3 protein-coding genes are annotated in these 23,110 nt (G+C 54.9%); 1 reads left to right on the top strand and 2 read right to left on the bottom strand.

Annotation, left to right across the window (positions count from 1 at the left end):
* Positions 1 to 653: two-partner secretion domain-containing protein (locus tag CKX93_RS09340; RefSeq protein WP_240076656.1), on the bottom strand; the 653-nt coding region annotated here is incomplete at its 3' end.
* Between the two features lie 247 nt (positions 654 to 900).
* Between CKX93_RS09340 and CKX93_RS09335 the strand changes: the two genes are divergently transcribed.
* Positions 901 to 1,593 carry a response regulator transcription factor gene (locus tag CKX93_RS09335; protein ID WP_084178563.1) on the top strand — a complete coding sequence of 231 codons (693 nt, stop codon included), beginning with the start codon at positions 901 to 903 and terminating at the stop codon, positions 1,591 to 1,593.
* A gap of 34 nt (positions 1,594 to 1,627) precedes the next feature.
* On the opposite strand, the gene CKX93_RS09330 is transcribed toward CKX93_RS09335, so the two are convergent.
* Positions 1,628 to 22,981: an MBG domain-containing protein gene (locus tag CKX93_RS09330; protein ID WP_076754108.1), complete on the bottom strand. Its 21,354-nt coding sequence runs from the start codon at positions 22,979 to 22,981 to the stop codon at positions 1,628 to 1,630.
* Positions 22,982 to 23,110 lie beyond the last annotated feature (129 nt).

Below are 23,110 nucleotides of genomic sequence, written 5' to 3'. Positions count from 1 at the left end.
ACCTGGCTACCGGCGCCCATGAGCGTGTTGCCTCTTGGGGTATGAATGGTGCCGGTGTTGGTGATTTTGGCGGCAATAAAGGCAACGGTGCCACCGTCGGGGGTTTGGATATTGCCTTGGTTAATGATCTGGCCGGGACTCATGCCCGAGAAGCTGTAGTTCCCGGCCATGAAATCTTCAGTGGTGATGTCTAAAGTAGAAGCAATGATGCCGCCCACGTTGATTTGGGCGGTATTGGTGATGTGGATGCCATTGGGGTTGACCAAGATGACATGACCATTGGCATTCATGTTGCCTTGAAGGATCGAGGCTTCAATACCCGTAACGCGGTTTAATGCAACTGAGCTTGAGCTGGGTTGGATGAATTCAACGGTGTTGTTTTGGCCGATGGAAAAGCTATTCCAATTAGCGGCCATGCGCTGGGTGTCTTGGGTAACCGTTAGGGTGTTGCCGTTTTGGTTGATGCTGCCGGAGCCGGCGATGATCTGACCGCCTGTGGGCAGTTCGGCTAGGGCTGCGCCAGAAGTGAGTAGACCCGCAGCGATGGTGCCAATGGTGCGGGCCTTGGTCTTGCCTTTGGAGCGAACGAGCTCTGAGGCTACGTTCCAGCAGCCCGCGGCGGCGTTCCAGATTAAGCGGAAGGTCTTGTTCATGGATCACCATCTCTAGGTAAGGGCCCAGCACGTCTTCGGCAAGACACCTACTGCGTACCCTACTTTTCCTGTTGACCTAGCAAGACTACAGCCTTGAATCCTAAAACTCCCGCAACTTTCCTGATAAATACTGACCAATTCTGACATTTATTTTAGGTGGTTATTCCCGCTATTTAAGGTGGGTATTCCCGCGCTAGTTTTTATGGCACATTGAATTTGTGATGAGTTGTCGAAGGGGACTCTGGGAATGTCATTGAGCGTTTTGGTAGTTGAGGATGAGGATGAGCTGCGAGAGGAAATGGTGGGCTATTTGGGGCTTCAGGGTTATGAAGTGACCGGTGCTCGTAATGCCGCGGGTTTTCGGTCTTTCATGGCGGATCATGGTTGCGATTTGGTGGTGCTGGATATTGGCCTGCCAGATGCCGATGGCCTAGGACTGATTTCAGAGATCCCTTCCGAGTGCGGAGTGGTCCTAGCAACGGGATTTGGCGACTCGAAAAGTCGCTTGGCCGGGCGAGAAGCCGGTGCTGATGATTATGTGGTCAAGCCGTTCACCCTTCCGGAGTTGGCGGCGACGGTGCGTAACCTCTTATCGCGTTTAAATAAACTGGAGTTACCGCCATGGCAGTACGATGCCTTGCAGTGGATACTCACTCATCCGCGGGGCGAGAAGGTGAAGTTAACGCATCTTGAGGCGGTGATTTTTGTGACGCTGACAGATCAATCGGGGGCGCCTGTGCCTCGCGAGGCCCTGTGTCTCGCGATCGGAGAAAACCCAGAGATCTACGATTATCGACGGTTAGAGACTTTGATACGGCGTCTGCGCGCCAAGGCCGAGTCGGCTTTTAACGAGAAGTTGCCGCTGACGACGGTTCATGGCGTGGGGTATGCGTTTACCGCGCCTTGTAAGATAGCAGGCGCTTCTGTGGGGAAGCCCTAGACTTACCCCCCGTAATACTGTGCGGCGCTCGGCTTCATGACTCGCGATCCGTTGCGCTTTGATCATCCACGCATTCTTGGCGATCGTCATTCTCTGTGCATTCCTCGCCAGAAACCTCCCTACCCTCAGCGCCTCCGATGACGACATCTCCCAATAGCGGTGTGACAAGACTTGATTGAGCTAATTGGGCATCAGTTAAAGTTAGGGTGGCGCCAAGATTTAGGTTACCGAGAGTATCCTCTATGAATTCAGGCAAACCCGGGGCCACCCCATCAGCAACTGTTTCCCCAAAGCTTTCACTTTGGAAAAGCGTAATAAGACTGGAAGCCCCGGAACTCTCAAATGCAGGGATTCCAAGGGTTTCTGAGCCGATCTGCGCATTCCCACTACCAAAAACTACATTTAAACCAGCAAACCCTGCCTGCTGATTGTTATGCACATCCTGATCGCTTACTGGAATACCATCGAGCGATGGCAACCCTGTCAAAATGGACAAAGTACCGCCAAAGGTCAGAGTTACCTCCGGGGAAGACTCAGAGCCAAAGCTCGCCAGGCGCGAGGTCACGCTGATATCTTGAATCACGGTCACGTCGCTTGCGAAGCTCACTTCACCGATGAAATCATTACTGCGTCGGGCACGGTCTGAGGTATCGATATCGCCAACGCTGCCTGCGCCATTTTGGCGCCCTGCTTCAATGATCAAATTCTGCAGTGGCTGGGCGCCGCCGACTTCGCCCAACATCTCCACCACAGGGTCATCTTGATCGGCCACGCTAATGGCTCTCGCAATAAGGGTGTGAGTGCCGTCCACGTCATCAATGGTGTCGTTAAAGGTAATTGTGGGGTTCATCGAGAGCAACAAGCGAGTTGTGCCATTGGTGCCATTGTTACCGACTACGACAGGGCCATTGAAGGTCTGGGCTACAAAGGTGGTGATATCGGCCAATACGTTTATTTGTTCGGCTGAAACCTCCAACGCCGAGGGGTTGGTATGATTCAGATTAAGGGCCTGGTAATCGGACCAGCTCATCATCGACCAAGGGTCTTGCGAAGCCAAAAGGCTATAGCCCACCTGGTCGCTAAAAGTCACGGTGCCGTTATTGGCCGCAACCACCAAAGAGCGCTCAGCGTCTTTGGAGCCCGCACCGGCACTGACCGTATTGAACACGATATTGCCGTTGGTAGTGCTGAAGTTGGCTACTGCAGCGGTGCCATTACTGGCAGGTGTGCCCGAGAACAGGAAGGTCAGGCCGTCGTTATAGGTTTGATTGCCCAGAGTACGAATGGCAGTGGTCGTGGTGATGTCGCCATCAACCGTTAAAGACTGCAGCGTCATGCCGTTAGCCAATGCCAAGCGGCCACCATCCGACACCAAACTGCCCTGCCCCAAGGCATTGGCGCTTGCCAAGGTCACAGCGTAATTCGCAATATCCAAGCTGCCTGTGAATGCGCTGTTGTTACCGCCCACACTCAGCATGCCCGTGCCGCGCTGTTCAATCGAACCGCTTCCCGACACCGCGTTGGTGAAGCTAAAGGCATCGGCCGAGGTGAATCGAATTGTGCCAGCGTTGGCAATTGCGCTTGAGGTCACTCCAACTTGGTCGCTGTCATAGGTCACTTGCATACTCTCAGGGATCACCACCGTGGCCACGTTGTCGCGATCGGGCAAGGCGCCGTCTTGCCAGTTGCGCGCATCCGACCAGTTGTCTCCATCAGCACCCACCCAGGTGACCGACTCGCGTTGCGTGATGGTGCCAAGATTGTCAGAGACGTTATTGGTCGACAAACGGTAACTACTGGCATCTTCACCACGCAAGGCCAAGCCCAGTGTCACCAACTTGTTAGAGCCCACATGGCGGTCTGCAAACACGCCCTGTCCTACCAGGCTAACTGCATCACCACCGATGACCCCTGCGATGATCTCATCAAAGTTTAAATCGAGTCCCGTGATCGAGCGGTTGCCGTCATAAACCTTGCTGACCTCGGTAATTCCCAGGTCATTGTTCAGTGTCTTGGGCGCAACTGTGAGCGCGCCGACTAACACCAGGCTCTGGAAGTTTGCACCCGAGACCTGCGCCTCGGTGGGCGCTATGTTGTAGCCCCCAGCACGAATCAGCCCGGCACCACTGCGATTCGCATTGTGTGCATCCAGCCCAAAGACGACCTTGGCGCCCGCACCGTCATCAATACTGTATAAGCCAGCCACACCATCAAAGCTCACCACCAGGTTCTTGATTTGTTTGTCGCTGTCATCGAGATACTGGGCGGTGATGTCTTGGGCCTGGGGCAAGGCATCACCATAGGTCTTGACTAGACTACCGGGCACCCGCACCAAAAGGGTGTCAGCGGGCACGATCGTGAAGTCGCCCGCCTCAAAGGTGATCTCGTAGTTATTGGCCTGCCAGCCCGAGGGCATCAGCACGCCCTCGTAGGTCTGGGCAGCCTGGTCCGTATTGGTGCGACTGACCGACCCCGTCTGGCTAAAGAGCCCGGCCACCGTGGCGTCGTCACCACCGACAAAGCCGTTGTAGATAACTCCTGAGTAGCCGTTGGGGTCGGCCTGGGTCACAAACTTCGCATCATCGACGGCGGTAATGCTCAATGCCGCCGGGTCAATGCGCCCGTCGGTAGCATCCGTCGTCGAGACAATGTAGTTAGCCCCCAGGTTGCCGTCATCAATTTGGACATTGTTCAGCGTCACCACACGGTTGGCCAAAATGTTGCCATTGGCATCACGGCTGACATTGGCGCTATCAAATACCAGCTCGGCAGCCACCACATTGTCGCCACCAACCAACTGGGTCGACAGCGCGGCCAGATCCTCGTCACTCATGTCGTAAAGTAGGGTCGCGTCATAGATCTTGGTCACGCCTGTGGCCGAGAGGGTCACTGGGCGCGGGGTGACCGAAACTGTGGTGTCTGACACGTCCAGAAGCTCGTAGTTGCTCAATAGTGCATCACCTTGCGCGCTCAAGCTCAAGCCCGCCACGCTCACCAACGCCTGGTCTGACTTGACGTGCTTGGTGTCCATCACGCCAGTACCCGCAGCTGTAAATTGCTCTCCGTTGACCCCAACGATCGTTAAATCACGACCCGCAAAGAGAACGCTGCCGTCATAGACCTTGGTGCCTGTGGCCACCAGCCGTGCCGGGGTAATCTCAAAGGCGTTGTTGTTTGCCTCAAAGGCGATGGCGTAGTTGCCACTGGCCGCTCCGGTGCCCAGCAAAATGTTATAGAGGCCCGCGTTCTGGCCGGACTCTCGAGTCACCTCTCCGGTCACATCGACCAGGGTATCTCCGAGGTTATCTGCAAGCGACCCACCGGCAATCGACACCGACAGGGTTGGGTCCAGGTCACCATAGACCTTGGTCGCGGCATCTGCTGCCAAGGTGATGGCGCGTGGCGTGATCGTCAGATTCCGCCCAACCCAGGTGATGTCATAGTTGTTGTTGGCTAAAGTCCCTTGATTAATGGCATAGCCGCCAACGTTCTCGCCCGATGCCCGTGCAATACTACCGACAAACTGGTCGCCAGCTACAAGCCCTCGACCAGCCGAAAAAGCTTCTGGCGTGAATGTCAATGTCGGGTCAGCCTCTCCGTATATCTTGGTGGCTGCATCGGCAGTCAGCGTGATCGGGCGTGGCGTAATAAAAAACGCCTGATTGTTGGCCTCAAACGTGATCGTGTAGTTACTAGCACGAGAACCTGTACCCAAGAGAATGTCGTACGGACCAACGTTAGCCCCCGACTCACGACTCAAGACACCCGTGATGTCATCAATCGAATCGCTAACCGTCTGGCTGCCCAAGCTGCCCGCTGTAATGGATACCGACAGGGTGGGATCGAGATCACCATAAATCTTGGTTGCACTGTTGGCTATCAGCGTGATCGGACGTGGCGTGATCGTCAGATCCCGCTCAATCCAGGCGATGGTGTAGTTGGTGTTCTCAACGCTGCCTTGTTCAATGGTGTAGTCGCCAACATCCTCGCCGGCAACGCGAGCAGCGCTGCCGGTAAACGTATCGCCAGCTACAAGCCCTCGACCAGCCGTAAAAGCTTCTGGCGTGAATGTCAATGTCGGGTCAGCCTCTCCGTAGACCTTGGTCGCCGCATCGGCAGTCAGCGTGACCTCGCGCGGCGTAATAGAAAACGCCTGATTGTTGGCTTCAAACGTGATCGTGTAGTTGCCGGCCCGGCTACCCGTACCTAGCAAGACATCATAGCGGCCAACATCCGCACCAGCAGCACGGCTCAAGGTACCCGTGACCTCATCAATCGTGTCGCTCACCGTCTGGCTGCCCAAGCTGCCAGCCACAATAGATACGGACAGGGTGGGATCGAGATCGCCGTAGATCTTAGTCGCGCTGTCGGCGCTCAACGTGATGGCGCGTGGCGTGATACTCAGATCTTGCTCAACCCAAGTAATGGTGTAGTTGGTGTTCTCAACGCTGCCTTGTTCAATGGTGTAGTCGCCAACATCCTCGCCGGCAACGCGAACCGCACTGCCGCTGAAAGTGTCATTGCCAACCAGACCACGGCTTGCGCCCCGCGCCTCGACTCCATATGTGAAGGCCGGATCGTCGTTGCCGTAAACCTTGGTCGCCGCATTCGCAGTTAGGATGATTGGGCGTGGGGTAATATCTGCGGCAAGCTCATAATAATTGAGCACATAGTTATCGGCATCCTCGCCCGTTAAGCGCAACCCCGTGACGGTGACTATTTTGTTATCACCAACATTTGCTGTGTCAAACGCACCGACTGCGGTGCCCGTCAATTCCACCCTATCACCGGTGATATACAAGCCGTCATCGCGATGTGTGGCGCCGTCGGTCAGCGCTGCACTGCCGCTTAAGCTTGCCGCAAGAAGCGCGTCATAGATTTTATTGGATGCAGATAAACCGCTGATATCCAAAGCCTTGGCGCTGACTGTCAGCGTACCGTTATTGACGCCAGTGACGCTGTAACCCAAGTCACTTGCAGCTGACGCATCGACGGTGTAGCTGCCCGCTTTGAGTTTGCCCGCGCCAGAGTCAGCGGCCCCGGCGATGGCAAAAGGCTGATCGTCATTGACTGGCGCAAGCCCGCCAGTGAGCGTAAAACTAGGCGTTGGGTCGCCATAGGTGATGGTGGGCGACGAAATGCTGCCTGAAATACTAGGCTGTTGGCGATAGAGCGCATTAATGACGTTGGTCGCCAATGTCTTGCTATAGCCTGCTGTAACCTCGCCTGATGCATTGATGCTGGTGTTGTAGCGGAAATTTCCTGAGCCCGAACCAACCAAGTCGGTTAATCCGGTGCTGCCGTTGACGTCACCACTATATAAAGCAATCGTGCCGCCTGAACCTGCGGTTAGATCTGGTGAACCGTTAATCAGAATATTGCCATCAGCCGGGGTGCCGTCGCCACCTGCACCGGCACGGGTGCCGGCCGCTAAGACAATCGCACTAATAGAGTCGCTGTCAGTGCTGATAGCTTCATTAATCCTCAGGTCACCCATAACCGTGGCGATGAACACATCACCCGAAGCGGTAATGCCTTTTGGGTTGACTGAACCAATCGCTAATCCGGCCGAGTTAACAAACGACAGGCTTGCCAGTTTGGTGGTGCTGTTGCCACCGGCCAACGTCGTCACCGAGTTATTCGTGTTGGTGAGCGTAAAGTGGCCTGGGCCTTGCAAAGCAAGCCCAGCAGCGGTGATGGCACCGTTTTGTGTAATGTCTCCGCCAGCCGTCACAGTGAGGGTGCCACTGCCCAGCCTTGCCACATCGATTACTAGCGCAGAAGTACCACCTTGCCGGATAGACACATTGTGGTTACCCCTGTTTTCCAGCCCCACCGGGCCGCCGAAATTGTTACCCGCATTATTCAACGTCAACGCCTCATCGGCATCAAAGCGAGCAAAACCTGCCACAGCGAGCGCATCGCTCTGAGTGATATCGCCGGCCATAGCGCTAACGTCTAGCTCGCCCGTGAGGGTGATATCGCCCAACACAATCCTACGATTGTTAACGAAGGTGAAATCGCTGGCAGTCGTGATCGTGATCGCGCCCGTCAGCGCATTGTTCGCGTTGATTAGGGTGATGGCGTTGGTGCTTTCCAAGGTAGTGCTGCCCGCCACAGAAATAGCGCCGGTCGAAGCCGCGCTCTGCGTCAGCGCGCCACCCACCTCTAATGCAAGATTGCCGCGCACGTCGGCACCCCGTAATTCCAATACCCCAGCTGTTTTCAGGCTGACATTGCGGCTGGTGAGGATCTCCAGCCCCCCCGAGAAACTGTGCTCGCCAGTCAGCGTGATGTCGGTGGTGGCAGAGGCGCCCAGGCGGGCCGCGCCGGTCACCTCCAGCGTGCCAGCACCGGTAAGGCCACCGCTGGCAACCAGATCCAGAGTGCCAGCGACTGTGCTTGCGCCCGAAAGTGCCACTGCCGATGAACCGCCGAACAGCAGATCCACATCACCCGATGCGTTGAGACGCAAGCTGCCGGCGCGCCACTGATTGCTGCCGGTTTCGCGCAGCACGATGTGGCCGGCAGCAGTGGTTGTGGTGAGATGTGCCAATTCGCCAACGTTCAAACTGCCATCGCTGGAGCGATCTAGCAGGCCCGCTACGGTCAGGGTCAGATTGCCGCTCAGATTGACGGTGTCGAGTGTGAGCGCTTGGCTACTATTAATGGCTGCCTGACTGCCCTGGAGTGATAGATCGCCCTCAAAGCGGTTATTGGCATGGCTGAGCGTGATTTCGTCGGCATCCAAGGTGGTATGACCCGTCACCTCGAGCCAACTGTCGGAGAGTGCGGTGATGCCCGTCGCATCGGATAATGCCAGATCGCCTGCAACCCGATTTTGTCCCGACAAGCGCATCAAGCCGATGCTGTCGATGGTCACATTGCCAGGCGCCTGATCAAAACGGACGCTGCCAGCACTGAAACTCTGGCCCGTGGCTGCACCCAATGTAATGTCGCCACTGGTGGTTGAGAACTCAGCCAGACCGTTAACCTCGATCGTGGTGTTTGCCGCCTGCGTGATGGCGCCATCGGCTTGGACGGTTAAACCACCCTTAACATCAACATTACTCAGTGCCAGCGCTTGATTAGTGATCAGCGCCAGACCTTTGCGTGCGTTGACAGTATTCAGCACCAAATCAGTCGCATAGATGGTGGTGTTTTCCTCAAACGGGTCGAAAGCACCAACATCAACGGTCACCGTTCCGGTGGCTTCAGTATCCAGCACCCATGCACCGCCATCCTCAACAACATGCCCAACCCGGAGCTGGCCAACAGCAAAAATATCGAACAGTTCATCATCGGTCAGCGTCAGCGCGTCAGGCAGATCAGTACCCCCGCCGATTTGAATATTGCGGGCGGCGCTGGCCGTGCGAATGGTCAACTCAACAGCGTCGGTGTTGGGGTCGAATAGGCCCAGTGTCAGCGCATCGGTTTCCAGTAGGATGCTGTCACTGACCTTGTGAATCACCCCGGCGAGGTTGATTTTGCTTGCGCCGGTCACCGCCATGTTTTTGGCAGTGATGGTTGGAGGGCCCGTGACAGTCATCCCACCGCCACCCATCACAAAACTCAGGCTACCCGTGCCGGCCGCATTGCCGCCTTTAATTGCGTTGGCATTGATGGTGATATCGCCGCCCTCACCCAGCAGGGTGACATCGTTGCCAAACACCACTGTTCCATTGCCGGCGCCCGTGCCAGCCAAACCCACAGAGATGTTTAAGCTGGCGCCATCGCGCAGGGTAAGCCCGCCATCAAAGCGCAGATCAACTCCCGGGGCGTTAATTTCAATGCCATTACGGTTGGGTGTCTCTGCCTCAGGGTCTATTTGCCCTGTGGTGTTAACAGCACCACCAAAAGTGGTTGTGCCTGAGCCTGATAACTGTCTAATCGTTGTCGCGTTAAACTCAGCACCAACTGCGACCGCCACATGTCTGGCTGACACCAATGTCACCGCGCCCAACGGTCCGTAAAACTCTTTGTCGAGGCCAACTGTTTGATCAAATAAAATATCACCGCTACCCGCTGTGATTGTTAGATCGTTCGGCCCAGTCGCGCCTTCATTATTCACCATCGACTTAAATCGAACGGTGCCTTCACCACCGCCCGTGCTAATGGCAATACTGCTGAACAGTTCCGTGTTGCCCTCGAATGTAACGTTTTCGCCCGCAGTGGTGATGTCGCCACCGATTGAAATCAAGTCGCCGGCCTTCAAACTCACTGGCCCGTCAGCCGTAATGCCATCAATATCAATCGAGCTGCTGGCATCAATCATGACACCACCGCCATTGGTGGTAACGATGCCTTCTTCTATAATGATATCGGCTGTCGTAATCTGCACGCCCGCTGACGTATTGGTATCTAGCCCGCCATACAGGCCAGTATCACCGCTGCCCGATTGCTGCTCGAACCCAGCAGCAGTTACTGCCCCATAAAAATACGCATCTACCGCACTGATAATGTCAATATGACCTACGCGAACATTCATACCAATCGCGTCACTAAATTCGATCAGGTCGCTGCTCAGGCTCAGGCTGCCCTGGCCGGCGTCTTTGCCGTTCACCTCACCTTGGACATGGATGACGCCCGCGGCCTTGCCTGCGTCGATCACAACATCACCGGACAACACAATGGCGTCGGCAAAGATATCGACTCGGCCATCTTGCCCCGGCCCGGCATCGCCTTGACTGCCCACCGCAACAAGGCGAGCATCATTGAGCTCAATGACACCGCTGGCGTCGACAGCGAGATCGATCCAACCCGCATCAAAACCGGCCGAGTCACTATTGGCTTGGCCGCCTCTGGTATTGATGCCATGAACGGCCACCTTCGCCTCAGGCGAGAACGCGTGCACTTGAACGTCAGCCCCATGAGCCCCTATCGAGCCAGCCGAAACCAAATCGCCCGCCAACAAAATCGAGCCTTCTGCTTCTATAAAGATCAAACCTGAATCAACCCCTTGTGCCTCAGTTGTGGTGATCGATTGACCTGCAGCCAATGTGACACCACCCAGACCTGCATCAATAAACAGTTGGCCGTTGCCATCCCCCGATTGAGACACGATGCTGGCGTTTAGATCCACGGCTTCACTTGAGATGGTTGTCCAGCCCGCATTGACGCTTAAAGCACCATTGAGTGTGAACTCACCTGAACCTGCGAAGTCACTCTCGTCTGTGAGACGCTGCTCAAAAGCGCCCGCTTTGAGGCCAGCGGAAATCGTGACGTCTTTGACCTCACGGATAGCGACTGTACCGAGGCGTTGACCGTGACCAGCTAGGCCTGTGAACGTAATGTCTCCTGGGCCCGCAGTCAGCGTCAAATCATGCGCGCCATCAAGGGTGCCACTAAACGTTAGCCCATTGGCTTGGCTGGTCAATGCTGTGTTAGCCGTTAAGGTCACGGCCTGCTCAAATGTTTGGGCACCCGTGGTCGTAATGTTTCCTGCCAAGTTCACAGGTGCCTGAGCAGTCAAGCTAGTAATGGGATTTGTCTGCCCAACGCCACCAGACAACACAAAACCACCATCCCCCTGAGCCACGTTGATCAAGGTTAGTGCTGACGCACCATTCATTAAGCGCGCATCAATGGTGCCACTTAGCGTCGTGGTTGCTTGAGTGCCAATCGTTGCCGCATCGGTTAGGATGATGGCGCCACTATATTGATTGTCTAATGCACCAACAAACTCAAGCGCCGGTTTGTGTGTTTGATCTGCCGCGAGCCACCCGAGGCCCGACAAAGTCAGGTCGTTGTTCATTGCAACGCCGCCTAGATCCAATGACAGGGTGGCCGCGTTTCGCACGCTTATGCTTGAAGTGCCCATGGCCGCAGGATCCGATACCGTCAGTAATGCACGATTCACAACCACCTCACCGGCGAAGCTGCCCGCATTGGTGATGCTGTACGTGCTTTGACCCGCTGAGCCTGTGCCCCATAGGCTCAGCGTTCCCTGCCCGGAGAACGCGTTCCCAAGTTCGACTTCCGTGCTACGTAGAAAGACCCTGACTAGCGCATTGGTATCAATCGCCACCGGTCCAAGCCCGAGTCGAGCTGTTTCACCGCCTGCACCTACTTGCAGGCGGCTATTGTTGTTGACGGAGATATTGCCCGTATTGGTATTACCAGCAAATAAGGTCAATTGACCCGCGTTGATTGTCAGGGCCGTGTCGCCAGTCAAAGCTGCATTGATCTGTAATGGGGCGAAACCCTCTTTGACCAGTGTGACCCCATTGCCTGAGACAGCGCCAGTGATTGCCGATGTTTGATTTATGTCACTCACTTCAACGGTGAGCGTTCGATCGTCACCCAGCCCGATGGCATTCGTTTGAACCCGCCCGCCTACTAGCTCAATATTTCCCAGCCCAACTGATTGACCAAGTCCACCATCGACATTGATCTGCGCCGAGCCTGCATCTAGCGTCAAAGCCGTCACGCCCGACTCAGCGTCATCAATCGATCCCTTAATCGTAATGTCGTTGTTTGAGGTGCTCACCGTAACAGTGCCACCGCTAAGATTGATTGCACCCGTCAGATTGATTGTGCCGATGGTGGCGTTATAGGTGTTCGCATTTAAGTCGATGTTGTCGGCTATGACTTCAATGGATGCTGCAACCACTTGGGCAAGATCGGCTTGTGCCGCCGATGAAATCTCAAATACGCCTAGTGGCGTGCTCACACCGGCATTGCCTTGCAGGTTGACTGAACCTGCTTCACCACCAATCAGTCGCAACCCTTGCGCACCGCTGGCGCTTGCGTCTATCGTGCCACCAATGGTGATACTGGCGCCAGCAGAAGATACGCCGTCATTTGTGCTATCGAGGATGATGTTGGTAGCCAGTGTGACCGCACCCGTGCCAAAATCCATGCTCTGCGATGGGGTGCGTACGGTGCCTGCCAGGGTGACGTTCGGGTTACCCGAGAAACTGACGCCTTGATCGAAAGCGAATACGTTGCTGCCATCCCCATCAACAACATTACCCAGCGTAACCGCAGCCGAGCTTGCAAAATCCACATGCTGTGCGAACTGGTTATTTGCTCCGAGAAGCGTGATCGAGCCAGAATCGGACTCAAAAGTTAGAACACCATCGGCATCAATATTGCCCGTTATGGCAATAGCGCCAGTTTCGGTTCGGGCAGTGACATCTCGCAACTCCAGATCTTGACCACTGCTAGAGCTGCCGACGAGAGTAATGGCCCCCGTTGCCGACAAGAGGTGAGTTCCAGACCCATGGAATTCAATCCCAGTATCGCTGCCACCTTGCCCCTCCATGGTGATTGAGGCAGCGGTATAACTAACGCTATCAAAAGACCCAGAGCCGATGACTGAAGCAGCACCATTGAATTCAATGCCGTGATCATCGTTCGTTGCTGCGCGGATGACGATATCGCCGTTGGCGAGAATTTTCATATTCTCGGCATCCAGACCATCATCACCGAAGCTGCGCGCGAACAAGTCTTGCTCGCCGTCTTTTTTCAGACCTCGGACCGTGATATTGGAGTGTGAGGCCAATGTTGAGTCGTAAAGCCGCACCGCATCAGCATTTTTAGATTCGGCCGAAATGGTTATGGCGCCATTGGTGGTTACAAGGCTACTGTTGCGATATAGCCAAAATGCGTTACTCAAAGATACCACCGACGCGCTGAATTCACCGGCAACAATCTCGGTATCACTGACTTGAACCCCACTGCCTCCTGCTTGCGGCATATGGCTTTCAAAAATAATTAGCCCATCTGCTGTAACGCGACTATTACGAATTCGAATACCGTCATCGCTGTTTGCAACATTTCGAGACACACCATTTAGGGTCATTGCAGTGGTTTCAGCTGAGCCCAGCGTGGTGTTATCGAAATCAATACCATCGCCACCGGCCTGACCTGCTGTGCCCATAATGACGATCTCACCACCGCGTGCATTGAGGATGGTGCCATCGGTGGTAATCGCACTGGCATTGGCGCCCTCTCCCAACACCCGCCCAGTAATGAACAAGCCGCCTGTGGCCGCCACGATTTCCACATCCGTTGTATCGTCCATGTCAACGCCTTCACCCCTACCGTAGGCATCGCCAATTAAGGTGATTGCGCCGTAGGGGTTAGACGGTGCGCTGCTCGAGATAAAGGTATTGATCAACACATCGTTAGCAATGGTGATGCCATCACGGTCGCCAACGGTGCTTGTTGTACTGATGGCACCAGTGCCCGTTGCTGAAATATCTCCGCCCGCGGTGGTCTGCAGCGTCAGGCTGCTCAGACGCAAACCCATGGCACGTCTGTTTGTTTCATCCTCGGCTGCATCAGCGTCAAACACACCCCCAGTCCCGGTGATGTCAATTGCACCTGATGCACTCTGAATAAGAATGCTGTTGCGATCACCATCGGATGAGGAGCCCACAACAACGCCTCGATTCCCGGAACTCGACACTTGACCACCCACACCGATGAGCGTAATTGTGCCCATACCCGTGGTCGTAATCGTAGTGGTACCACTTAAATCTAAGTTGCCGCTGCCAGCGGCACTCGGAACGATCTCAATGCCAGGGCCACTCTCGTCTATAAGACCCGTACTTTCTAGGCGAATATTACCGCCATCAACAATGTGATCGCCATCAGCGATAAGATCGCTATCAGGGCCAATCTTAATAGCTTGGGCCACCATCTCAATCGAACTACCATTACTGATCAGCTGCACGCCAGCCTCTACCTCAAGCGTACGGCCTGCTGTGAGACGGATATCACTGTCAATATCAATCTGTGTGTCTGAAGCGGCTCTTAACCGAACATGTCGAGTGGCGTTGCCGACTAGCTTGCCAGACAGGTTTAAACCCGAGTCAATCAAGATATCCCGGACTGAGCCAAGCATTAAGTTTGATGCGCCATCAAGCGGCTCAACAGTGATATCGCTTTCGGTGGCAGTTGGTGCCCCCACACTGTACGTTCCAGCTGTGGTGATTGTGATCGCCCCACCAATGACGTTGTCTTGATTCAAGTTGACGGCCTGGCCATTAGTCACACTCGATATCGAACGACTGCCATCACCGCTGACCACCGCAAAAGTGTCGGAAGATGTGAGATCAAACGTTTGTTCTAAACGCTGAAACGTTGCTGTTGCAGTGGCCGTGTCACCGCTTTGGGAGACCGTGATCGCATCATCGGCGTAAAAGTACGTCAGCCCTGAAGCGGTCACCCCGCCAGGCAAATAGTGATCGGCTCGCAAGTCCAGATCAAACTCTGATCCAGTTACAACCAGACCATCACCCACTCGTAGGTACTGATCCTCAGCTTGCTTGACCGTACCTTGGGTGGAGTCAACGGTGAGCGTACCGGCTACCAGCGAATTACCAAGCAAGGTGCCGTCTGTCGATATGTTGCGAATAGTTACATCATCAGCAGCAAATGCGGTGGTGTTGATCGCCAGTGAACCCGGGGTGTTAATCACTGCACTCGAGGCTTGGGTTAAGGCACCGCCTACAAACAGTGATATCTCGCTGGCTTGATCACCTGCTGTCGTGCCGGTCAAACCAGAAATAGCTTGTTCGCCACTACCAATCGTTGCGATCTGCAAGCCGTCAACGTCTCTTAAAACTAGATCAGCGGCGTTTTGTAAATCGACTGCAAATCGATCTACATCATTACCTGCCGAGTTAAAAGTCACGTTGCCCGAGGCACGTATACCGAGGTCGGCTGCCAAGAATGCGGCGTTTGCTGTGACCGAGCCAGCGCCTAGAATCTTGATACCATTTAGCCGATTGCCCTGCCCCACAGCGCCAGAGAAGGTTATTGCACCAGTACCGGCATTCAAAATGACATCGGTCGGGGCACTGCCACGATTTAGCGTTTCATGAAACGTGATATGGCCGCCGCTTGAACCCGTGGTGATGGAAGTCGGTAAATTCTCAGTTGAACCAGGTGTAATCACAGCTGATCCATAAATATGTATATCGCCACCTGTGCCTTGACTGGCACCTGTACCACCGCCTGTATTAATGGCCGGCAAATCTAGATTAAGTGAAACTGATCTGAAGTTAGACAAAGAGATGGTGGGCGCCTCTAGCGTAACGGTTCCACCGGCCGCACCCGTTGACGAACCAAGCGCTGCATTGCCGCCCTCTGCATTAAGCGCGCTAACAACAAGCTTCGAGTTTGACCTTAAATCAATATCGCCACCAGACGCACCGACCCCACCACTGGAACGCGCGGATTGAATGCTGACATCACCGCTGGCCTGAATAGTGATCGACCCGCCGCCACTAGCCCCACTCGTATCGATGACGGGCAGGCCATGTGTTATTGCGGTACTGAAATTCGCGAGCCCCGTTGCAAGGAAGTCTCCGCCACCGGTCACGATCTGATGGTGGAACGTGATGATGAAACTTTCATGTCCGGAAATATCGACCTTGCCGCCGTGGGTCCTAAGCGTCTCGAATTCAAGAGGGCTGCCGTAGAAGCCGAGACTCAGCTGCGTCCCTGCACTCAGAAAGTCACCACCGCCAGTGTCGACGTTTTCATCGATGTAAACCTCCCCCGTGATACCTCTGAGATCAATATCACCGCCGTTGGTTCTTAACGCGTCGTAGTAGTCAGTTCCTATATCCCCGTTAACAATACCAAGCTGAAAGTATGTTCCGTAGGCTTTGAAGTCATAACCACCATTAACCTCTATACCAGCCTGAACTGTGATGATGCCCTGTCCATTACCCAACACTACATCACCGCCACCCGAAGATATGCGTTCTTGAATATCGATATCACCACTGACTTGGCTTAAGTCAGCACCGCCGCGAACATCCATCTGGTGGAGAGTCGTTAAATCACCAGCTCGAATTTTTAAGCCGCCGGGAGTCTCCAAAGTGACTGAGGTATCAACGAGCAGCGAATTGTTGCCAATATCAATATCAACCGAACCCTCGGTATAAAACCCTCGGCTAGACCCACCACTAACCAGTGTGAGATCAGTACTGTTGACAAAGGTCAGATCCTGCGACGGACCCCCGTTGCCATCGCCAAACAACTGAACCGCAAGTTCGTCTACCGCATTTGCAGAGTCGGTTAGTGAAACCTCGCCCCCAGTGATCGGTGCTGATGGGTTCTGAAACCGACCCGTCCCGCTTCTGAGGACCAGGCGTTTAGCATCGACTTCGGCACCGCTTTGCGCTTGGGTGACACCTTGATCGCCCCGAGCCTCAAGCGTTACCGTCCCACCAAGCCCAGCCGTCGTACCCGTGCCACCGCGCGCGACCAACGGTGATGACAGCGTAAGCCCTGTTGGTGAGTCTGTGACAATCTTGATGTCACCCGAGTTACCACCCGGACCACCCGAGCCATTGCCGCCCTTAACTAAAACGCGGCTGTAACTAATAGCGCCATCTGAACGAATCGTGATGTCACCGCCGTGGCTGCCGGCGCCTGAATGGTTGTTTGCACCTGAGGCCTCCAGAATGCCCACTGAAACCGTGCCATTGCCATTGCTGTTATCTGCATCCAGAACAATATTTCCCGATGCGATGCCGCTATTGGCCGCAGCTTGGGTAATGATGCTAGCCAAACCGCCGTTGCCGTCATCAATAGCGGTGATACCGCCATTGAGCGCGGTTAGCGTAATGTTGCCGCCCTTGGTCTGAATAACACCGGGAAAGCGGATATCGTTCGCAGTCATTGAAATATTGCCGTTTGACTGGCTAACAATCGGTGCGTTGATATCAATGGTGTTGGTGTTGATTGTGATATTGCCGGCAAGCGCAGTGAGCTCACCACCAAGCGTCAAAAGTCCCGTGCTTTTTGTGGTTTGCACAAAGGACGCTGATCGAACCGTGTCACCGAACGTGATATCACCAGCTGATTCAATCGTGACTGCGCCGAGGGCCTGCTGGGCACCGACTGCGCCTGGCAAGTCGATTTCTGCGGCACCTGCAATCAGATTAAGGTTGCGCGCGTGACCAACATCACTATTAACCGTGCCAGTAAAGTCAATCAAAGCACCCGCTGCTGTGGTGCCTGCTGCTGTGGTGTCAATCGTGACATTAGCATTGAGCGTAACAGGCCCTTGAACAGAGATGGTTTGACCGCTAGAGCTTAGATTGCCATTGAGCTCAACACCTTGGCTGCCGATGATGGTTTGAGCGCCAGTACTGAGCACATCTGATAACTTGACTTGGGTACCTTCTATGTTCACGGTGGCGGCTTTATCAGCCGACTCTCCGATGGTGCCAAGCACCGTTACATTGGCCGCGCCCGCATCAAGCGTCACGTTACCGGTCATGGTGACACCCGAACTGATATTGCGATTGCCGCCCCCGTTACTATTGCTCGCAACAATGCGCGTGTCACTTAGGGTTAAGTCAAATATGCGGGCATTAGAGACATCACCAAACAAACCATCGGTCACACTTCGATCAGCGGTGATGTCAATTCCAGTAATGGTTTGGCCATTACCATCTAAAGCGCCACTAAAAGCACCATACCCTGCCTGGTCACCCACTGGCACGAACCCATCACGCCATAAACCGAGGTTTCGGTCGACTTCGTCTGCAAAATTGATGTCGTTAGCGAGCGTATAGTCCAGATGCGGTGCGGCAGCGATTAACTGTAGTTGATTGGCATTGGTGATCTGGGTGCTGCGCTCCATGCGCAGCATCGGCCGCGTTTGGCCATCGATCATGAACCACGTATTGTCGAAGTCAAAGCCAGTCCAGGCCCCATCGGTTTGGGTGCCATAGGTTGACTGGAAATAACGGTCTTGCCCGCCGCGACCAAAGGTGTTTGTCAGCGTTCCTTCATTGGAGGCAAAAAAGCCTCCAATTAACTGGTCATTTAGCCCCAACCAAGGAGTAACAACACTGGCAGCATAGCTATCTTTAATCGAGCCTGTACTACTATTTTTCCCAACAAACCCACCAACCTCCCAGCGAGCTTGCTCAATATCGGCCACAGCATAACTGTCAGCAATCGTACCGTGATTTATTCCGACGAAACCACCGCTTGATCTCACCAAAGTAGGTAACCGACTGATAACGTAGGAATGAGTAATGAACCCGCTAGCGCGGTTTTGTCCGACGAGGCCCCCCACAACGAACCGACCATTAACAGCACCCTTGGCATAACTATCGGTAATCAGCCCGTAGTTGTCGCCTACTAAGATACCGATACCTTGAGTACCCGCCGGGGTTGCGTGCTCGTTAGACCCAAAAATGCCTGCATCCACCACACCCAAGTTACGCACAACACCGGATTCATGAAGTACGCCAATCAGGCCTGCGAGCTTGGAATTGGGTCGATTGATATGCAGTCCGGTAATTTGATTACCTAATCCATTGAAGGTCCCAGTAAACGAATCGTTCAGTGATTGCCCAATCGGCGCGAATCCTGCACCATCATTCCAGTTCTTTGTGGCAGACGCATCAATATTGGCACCCAATGCGTAGTTCTTGGCTAAATTGCCACGCATACCCTGAAGATCATTAGCTGTGTTACTACCCTGCGTGCCAAGCGACGTGATCACCGTGTAGTTAATCGGACTACCGCTGCTGCCGAGTTTGGTGGTGAAGTTTTGCCCAGCCTGCAATCTGACTGGCGCATTGATCTGATAACTGGCAGCAACGCCACCTGATATACCATTGGCTGTGGACTGACCATAATTGAGAACGAGCTTGCCACCATCGCCTTGGCTCGCGTCAACCAAACCATTGATGGCAATGTCTCGCCCAGCATTGAGCGAGACGTTCTGACCACTTGACCAGGTGATCTCACCATTGACTTCAATATTTTGCGCATCGACAGTAAGGCTTTTGAGTTCAGACTGACCGCCAATCGCACGCTCGGCTACGAAATCACCGGTCCCCGCGTTAATCGTCAAGGCTGAAGAACCATCGACCTGATAGCGCACCACAATCGTGCCCGATGCACCGGCTTGACTGCCCGGGGCGCTTGAAATTTTGGCGGCACCACCAGCACCCGTGCCTGCCGTGGCTAAACCAGTGGCGTTCGAACTGTTGCTGTGGATGCCCCCTGACCCACCTTGACCAGCCGTTGAGCCGCCACGCTGTGAGCCGCCACCACCGGTGGCGTACGTGATCGATGAACCCGATATGTCAAAGGCCAGTCCATCGCCGCCACCGCCAGCCGCTGTCGAGGTGGCGTTGGCGCCTAGCCCACCGGCGCCACCACCGCCGCCGCCACCGCCACCACCGGCATTGATATTCGTGCCTGTACCGCCTCGATTGCCTTGCCCATCAGTGCTCGCACCAGGCGTGCCGTCTACCCCGGGTTCCGTTACACCACCGCCACCTGAGCCCCCTGCGGTCGCCACAAAATTACTGACTGTGCCTAACTGCGAGGTCGTCGATGCACCGCGCCCGCCGCCGATTGCAGCTAGTGTGCCAAACTGAGTATCACCACCATTACTGGTGTCATCAGCAGCAGAACCAGAGGTCAGCGCTTGGCCGCCAGCGCCCACGCTGTATGTGACAGGCCCAGAAACATCATGGTTAACGGCATAAACCACGCCCCCGCCACCGCCGCCGCCACTGCCATTGCCCCAGCCGCCAGCGCCACCACCACCGACCAACAGCACTTCCACAAAACCCACATCCTGATTAAAACTGCCACTGCCAGTCAGCGTCTGAGCGGTGGTCTTAATGCTGTCAACACGGCCGCCCAGAACCACATCACCACCGCCTGTGGTAAATGTGAGGTCTTGGCGAATAAGCAGATCGCCATGAATAGCAATGTCCGCGCCATTGGTGGTGAGACTGCCACCAAGGGAGGTCAAGCCACCACCGGCGACCCTGGTGATGCCATTGTCTGCGGTGATTGTTGCGCCATGTGCGGTTGCCCATATGCCTGCAGCATCGACACGGACAAACCCATCGACATTTAATGACTGAATCATCTGCACATGACGACCGGCACCGATGTTGATATTCAACGTCGATTCGGGTGCACCGTCATCGCGCAACGCGCGGTTGAGTATCACGTCGCGCGCAGCCCTGATCGTGACAGTCGATTCGCCTTGCGGCGTGGCAAAAGTACTGGCCGCGCCCAGAAACCGCACGTCCCGCCCAGCCACCAGCTCGACATTACCCATGCTTTGGGTATGAGTGCTGGTCACCCCATCAATAATGATGTCACTGTCACTGGCCGTCGTCTTAAAACTAACCGTTCCACCCTCAGCTTTGATATGTTGTAAGCCGCCACCGATCGCCATATCCCAAGCGCCGTTGTGTGCAGCAGGGTTACCCAAAACGAGAGATCTGCCCGATCCGGTGTAGACCACAGTGAAGTTGCCGCTGCCTTGGGAAGCTTCAGTTGGATTACTGCGTGTGTTCACGAGCACACCAGACACATCAGCGTCCGAGCGGATAGTGATGTCGGCGCCCCGGCTGAGCAACTCGTTATAGTTCACACCCGAGATGGCACCTTTGGCGTGAGTAATCGTTAAATCACGGCTGTTATGCAGAACCAGGTCGCCATTGATATCACCAGCGATCCGTCCGATTTGATTTCTCTGATCGAACGTAAAAGTCGCACCACCTTGGCCTTTCAAAATAAAGTCATTGGCGCGTATGACCGTGTTGGCTTGTTGCTCCATATCAATGCCCGCACTGTTGACTTCGAGCCTGTCGGTATAGATGTTGCCAAGACTCGCATCAGTCGCGCTGGTGCCAGCCTGCAGCCAGACCGCCTTAAGCGGCTTGCTCTGCGTGCCCAGTGCCCCGTTGCCGCCCTGAATGATGAATCCCCCAGCCTCTACGTGCAGGCGCATGTCACCATCAGAGACCACACTCTGGTTAAAAATCACCGAACCAGCAGCCTCGAGCTTCAAAAGATGGATCGACGCACCACCATCGATGGTGGCACTGACGGTGATGTTGCCAGTTTGACTGCCCCCACTGCCGGTGCTCACCGTGACGTTGCTGTTTTGCAGGGCATTAACAAGCGTCTGTACATTCAGGATCGATGGTATGCCACTGGCATCAAAACCGTCAGGGCCACCTGTCGATGTCATGTTGCTATCGGCAGAAGAACTGATCTCAATGTTATACGGGTCAAACAACCACTGACCGGTTTGACCAGCTTTACTGCGTGCAGCAGTCGATCCGATCACACCATCAATGACCAACCTCGCGCCAGAGGTCTCAATCTGACCACCATCGCCGCCGGCTTTGCCGCCCTTGGCATAGAGGGTGCCATGGGCAGCCGTGACCGAGTTCGGGTTGCTGATATCTGACCACAACACCACCGTGCCGCCATCACCATTGTCAGTGGCACTGGCATCAATGACCGCGCCCTGCTCCATCACGACAGTGGTGGCTTGTTTTAGTGCATCAGGGTCGTCAAACACCCGTCGCTCTGCATTGGCGCCGCCTTGCCAGTCGCCACCGATGAGCACATTGCCGCCGCCAGTGGCGCCCGTGGCATCGATGCTGGCGGTGTCGGTGAGGTGGATGTGTTCTGCTTCGACCGTGATGGTGCCGCCAGTGCCTTGGGGGGCTTGGGTGGTGAGGGTGCCGCTAACTTCAATGGCACTGTCGCCTTTTAGGGCAATGCGGCCTTGGTCGTCGGTGCCCAGGGTCTTGGCTTCAAGAATACCGGTGTGGTTGATAACGGTGCTTTTGAGATCACCGGCGGCTCGGGCTTCGATCAGGATATAGCCGCCATCGGCGCGAATAGCCCCGCCCGATTCAATCAGCGCATCCACGGCGGCTTGATCAACTCGGAGTTTGAGGGGACCGCCTAGATCTAGTGTGACCTGGCTACCGGCGCCCATGAGCGTGTTGCCTCTTGGGGTATGAATGGTGCCGGTGTTGGTGATTTTGGCGGCAATAAAGGCAACGGTGCCACCGTCGGGGGTTTGGATATTGCCTTGGTTAATGATCTGGCCGGGACTCATGCCCGAGAAGCTGTAGTTCCCGGCCATGAAATCTTCAGTGGTGATGTCTAAAGTAGAAGCAATGATGCCGCCCACGTTGATTTGGGCGGTATTGGTGATGTGGATGCCATTGGGGTTGACCAAGATGACATGACCATTGGCATTCATGTTGCCTTGAAGGATCGAGGCTTCAATACCCGTAACGCGGTTTAATGCAACTGAGCTTGAGCTGGGTTGGATGAATTCAACGGTGTTGTTTTGGCCGATGGAAAAGCTATTCCAATTAGCGGCCATGCGCTGGGTGTCTTGGGTAACCGTTAGGGTGTTGCCGTTTTGGTTGATGCTGCCGGAGCCGGCGATGATCTGACCGCCTGTGGGCAGTTCGGCTAGGGCTGCGCCAGAAGTGAGTAGACCCGCAGCGATGGTGCCAATGGTGCGGGCCTTGGTCTTGCCTTTGGAGCGAACGAGCTCTGAGGCTACGTTCCAGCAGCCCGCGGCGGCGTTCCAGATTAAGCGGAAGGTCTTGTTCAAACCGTTGACGACCCTTGTGAAAACTTCCTAGTGGATAATCACGTTCGGATTATTTCACAGCCGTTTCGCTGAACTTCTCACTCCCTCTCAAAAACGGGGACTAAAAACGGGGACAGATTTATTTTCATG

Origin of the sequence: Ectothiorhodosinus mongolicus, from assembly GCF_022406875.1 — a bacterium.
Lineage (GTDB): Bacteria > Pseudomonadota > Gammaproteobacteria > Ectothiorhodospirales > Ectothiorhodospiraceae > Ectothiorhodospira > Ectothiorhodospira mongolica.
This window is presented reverse-complemented; position numbering and strand designations above follow the sequence as displayed.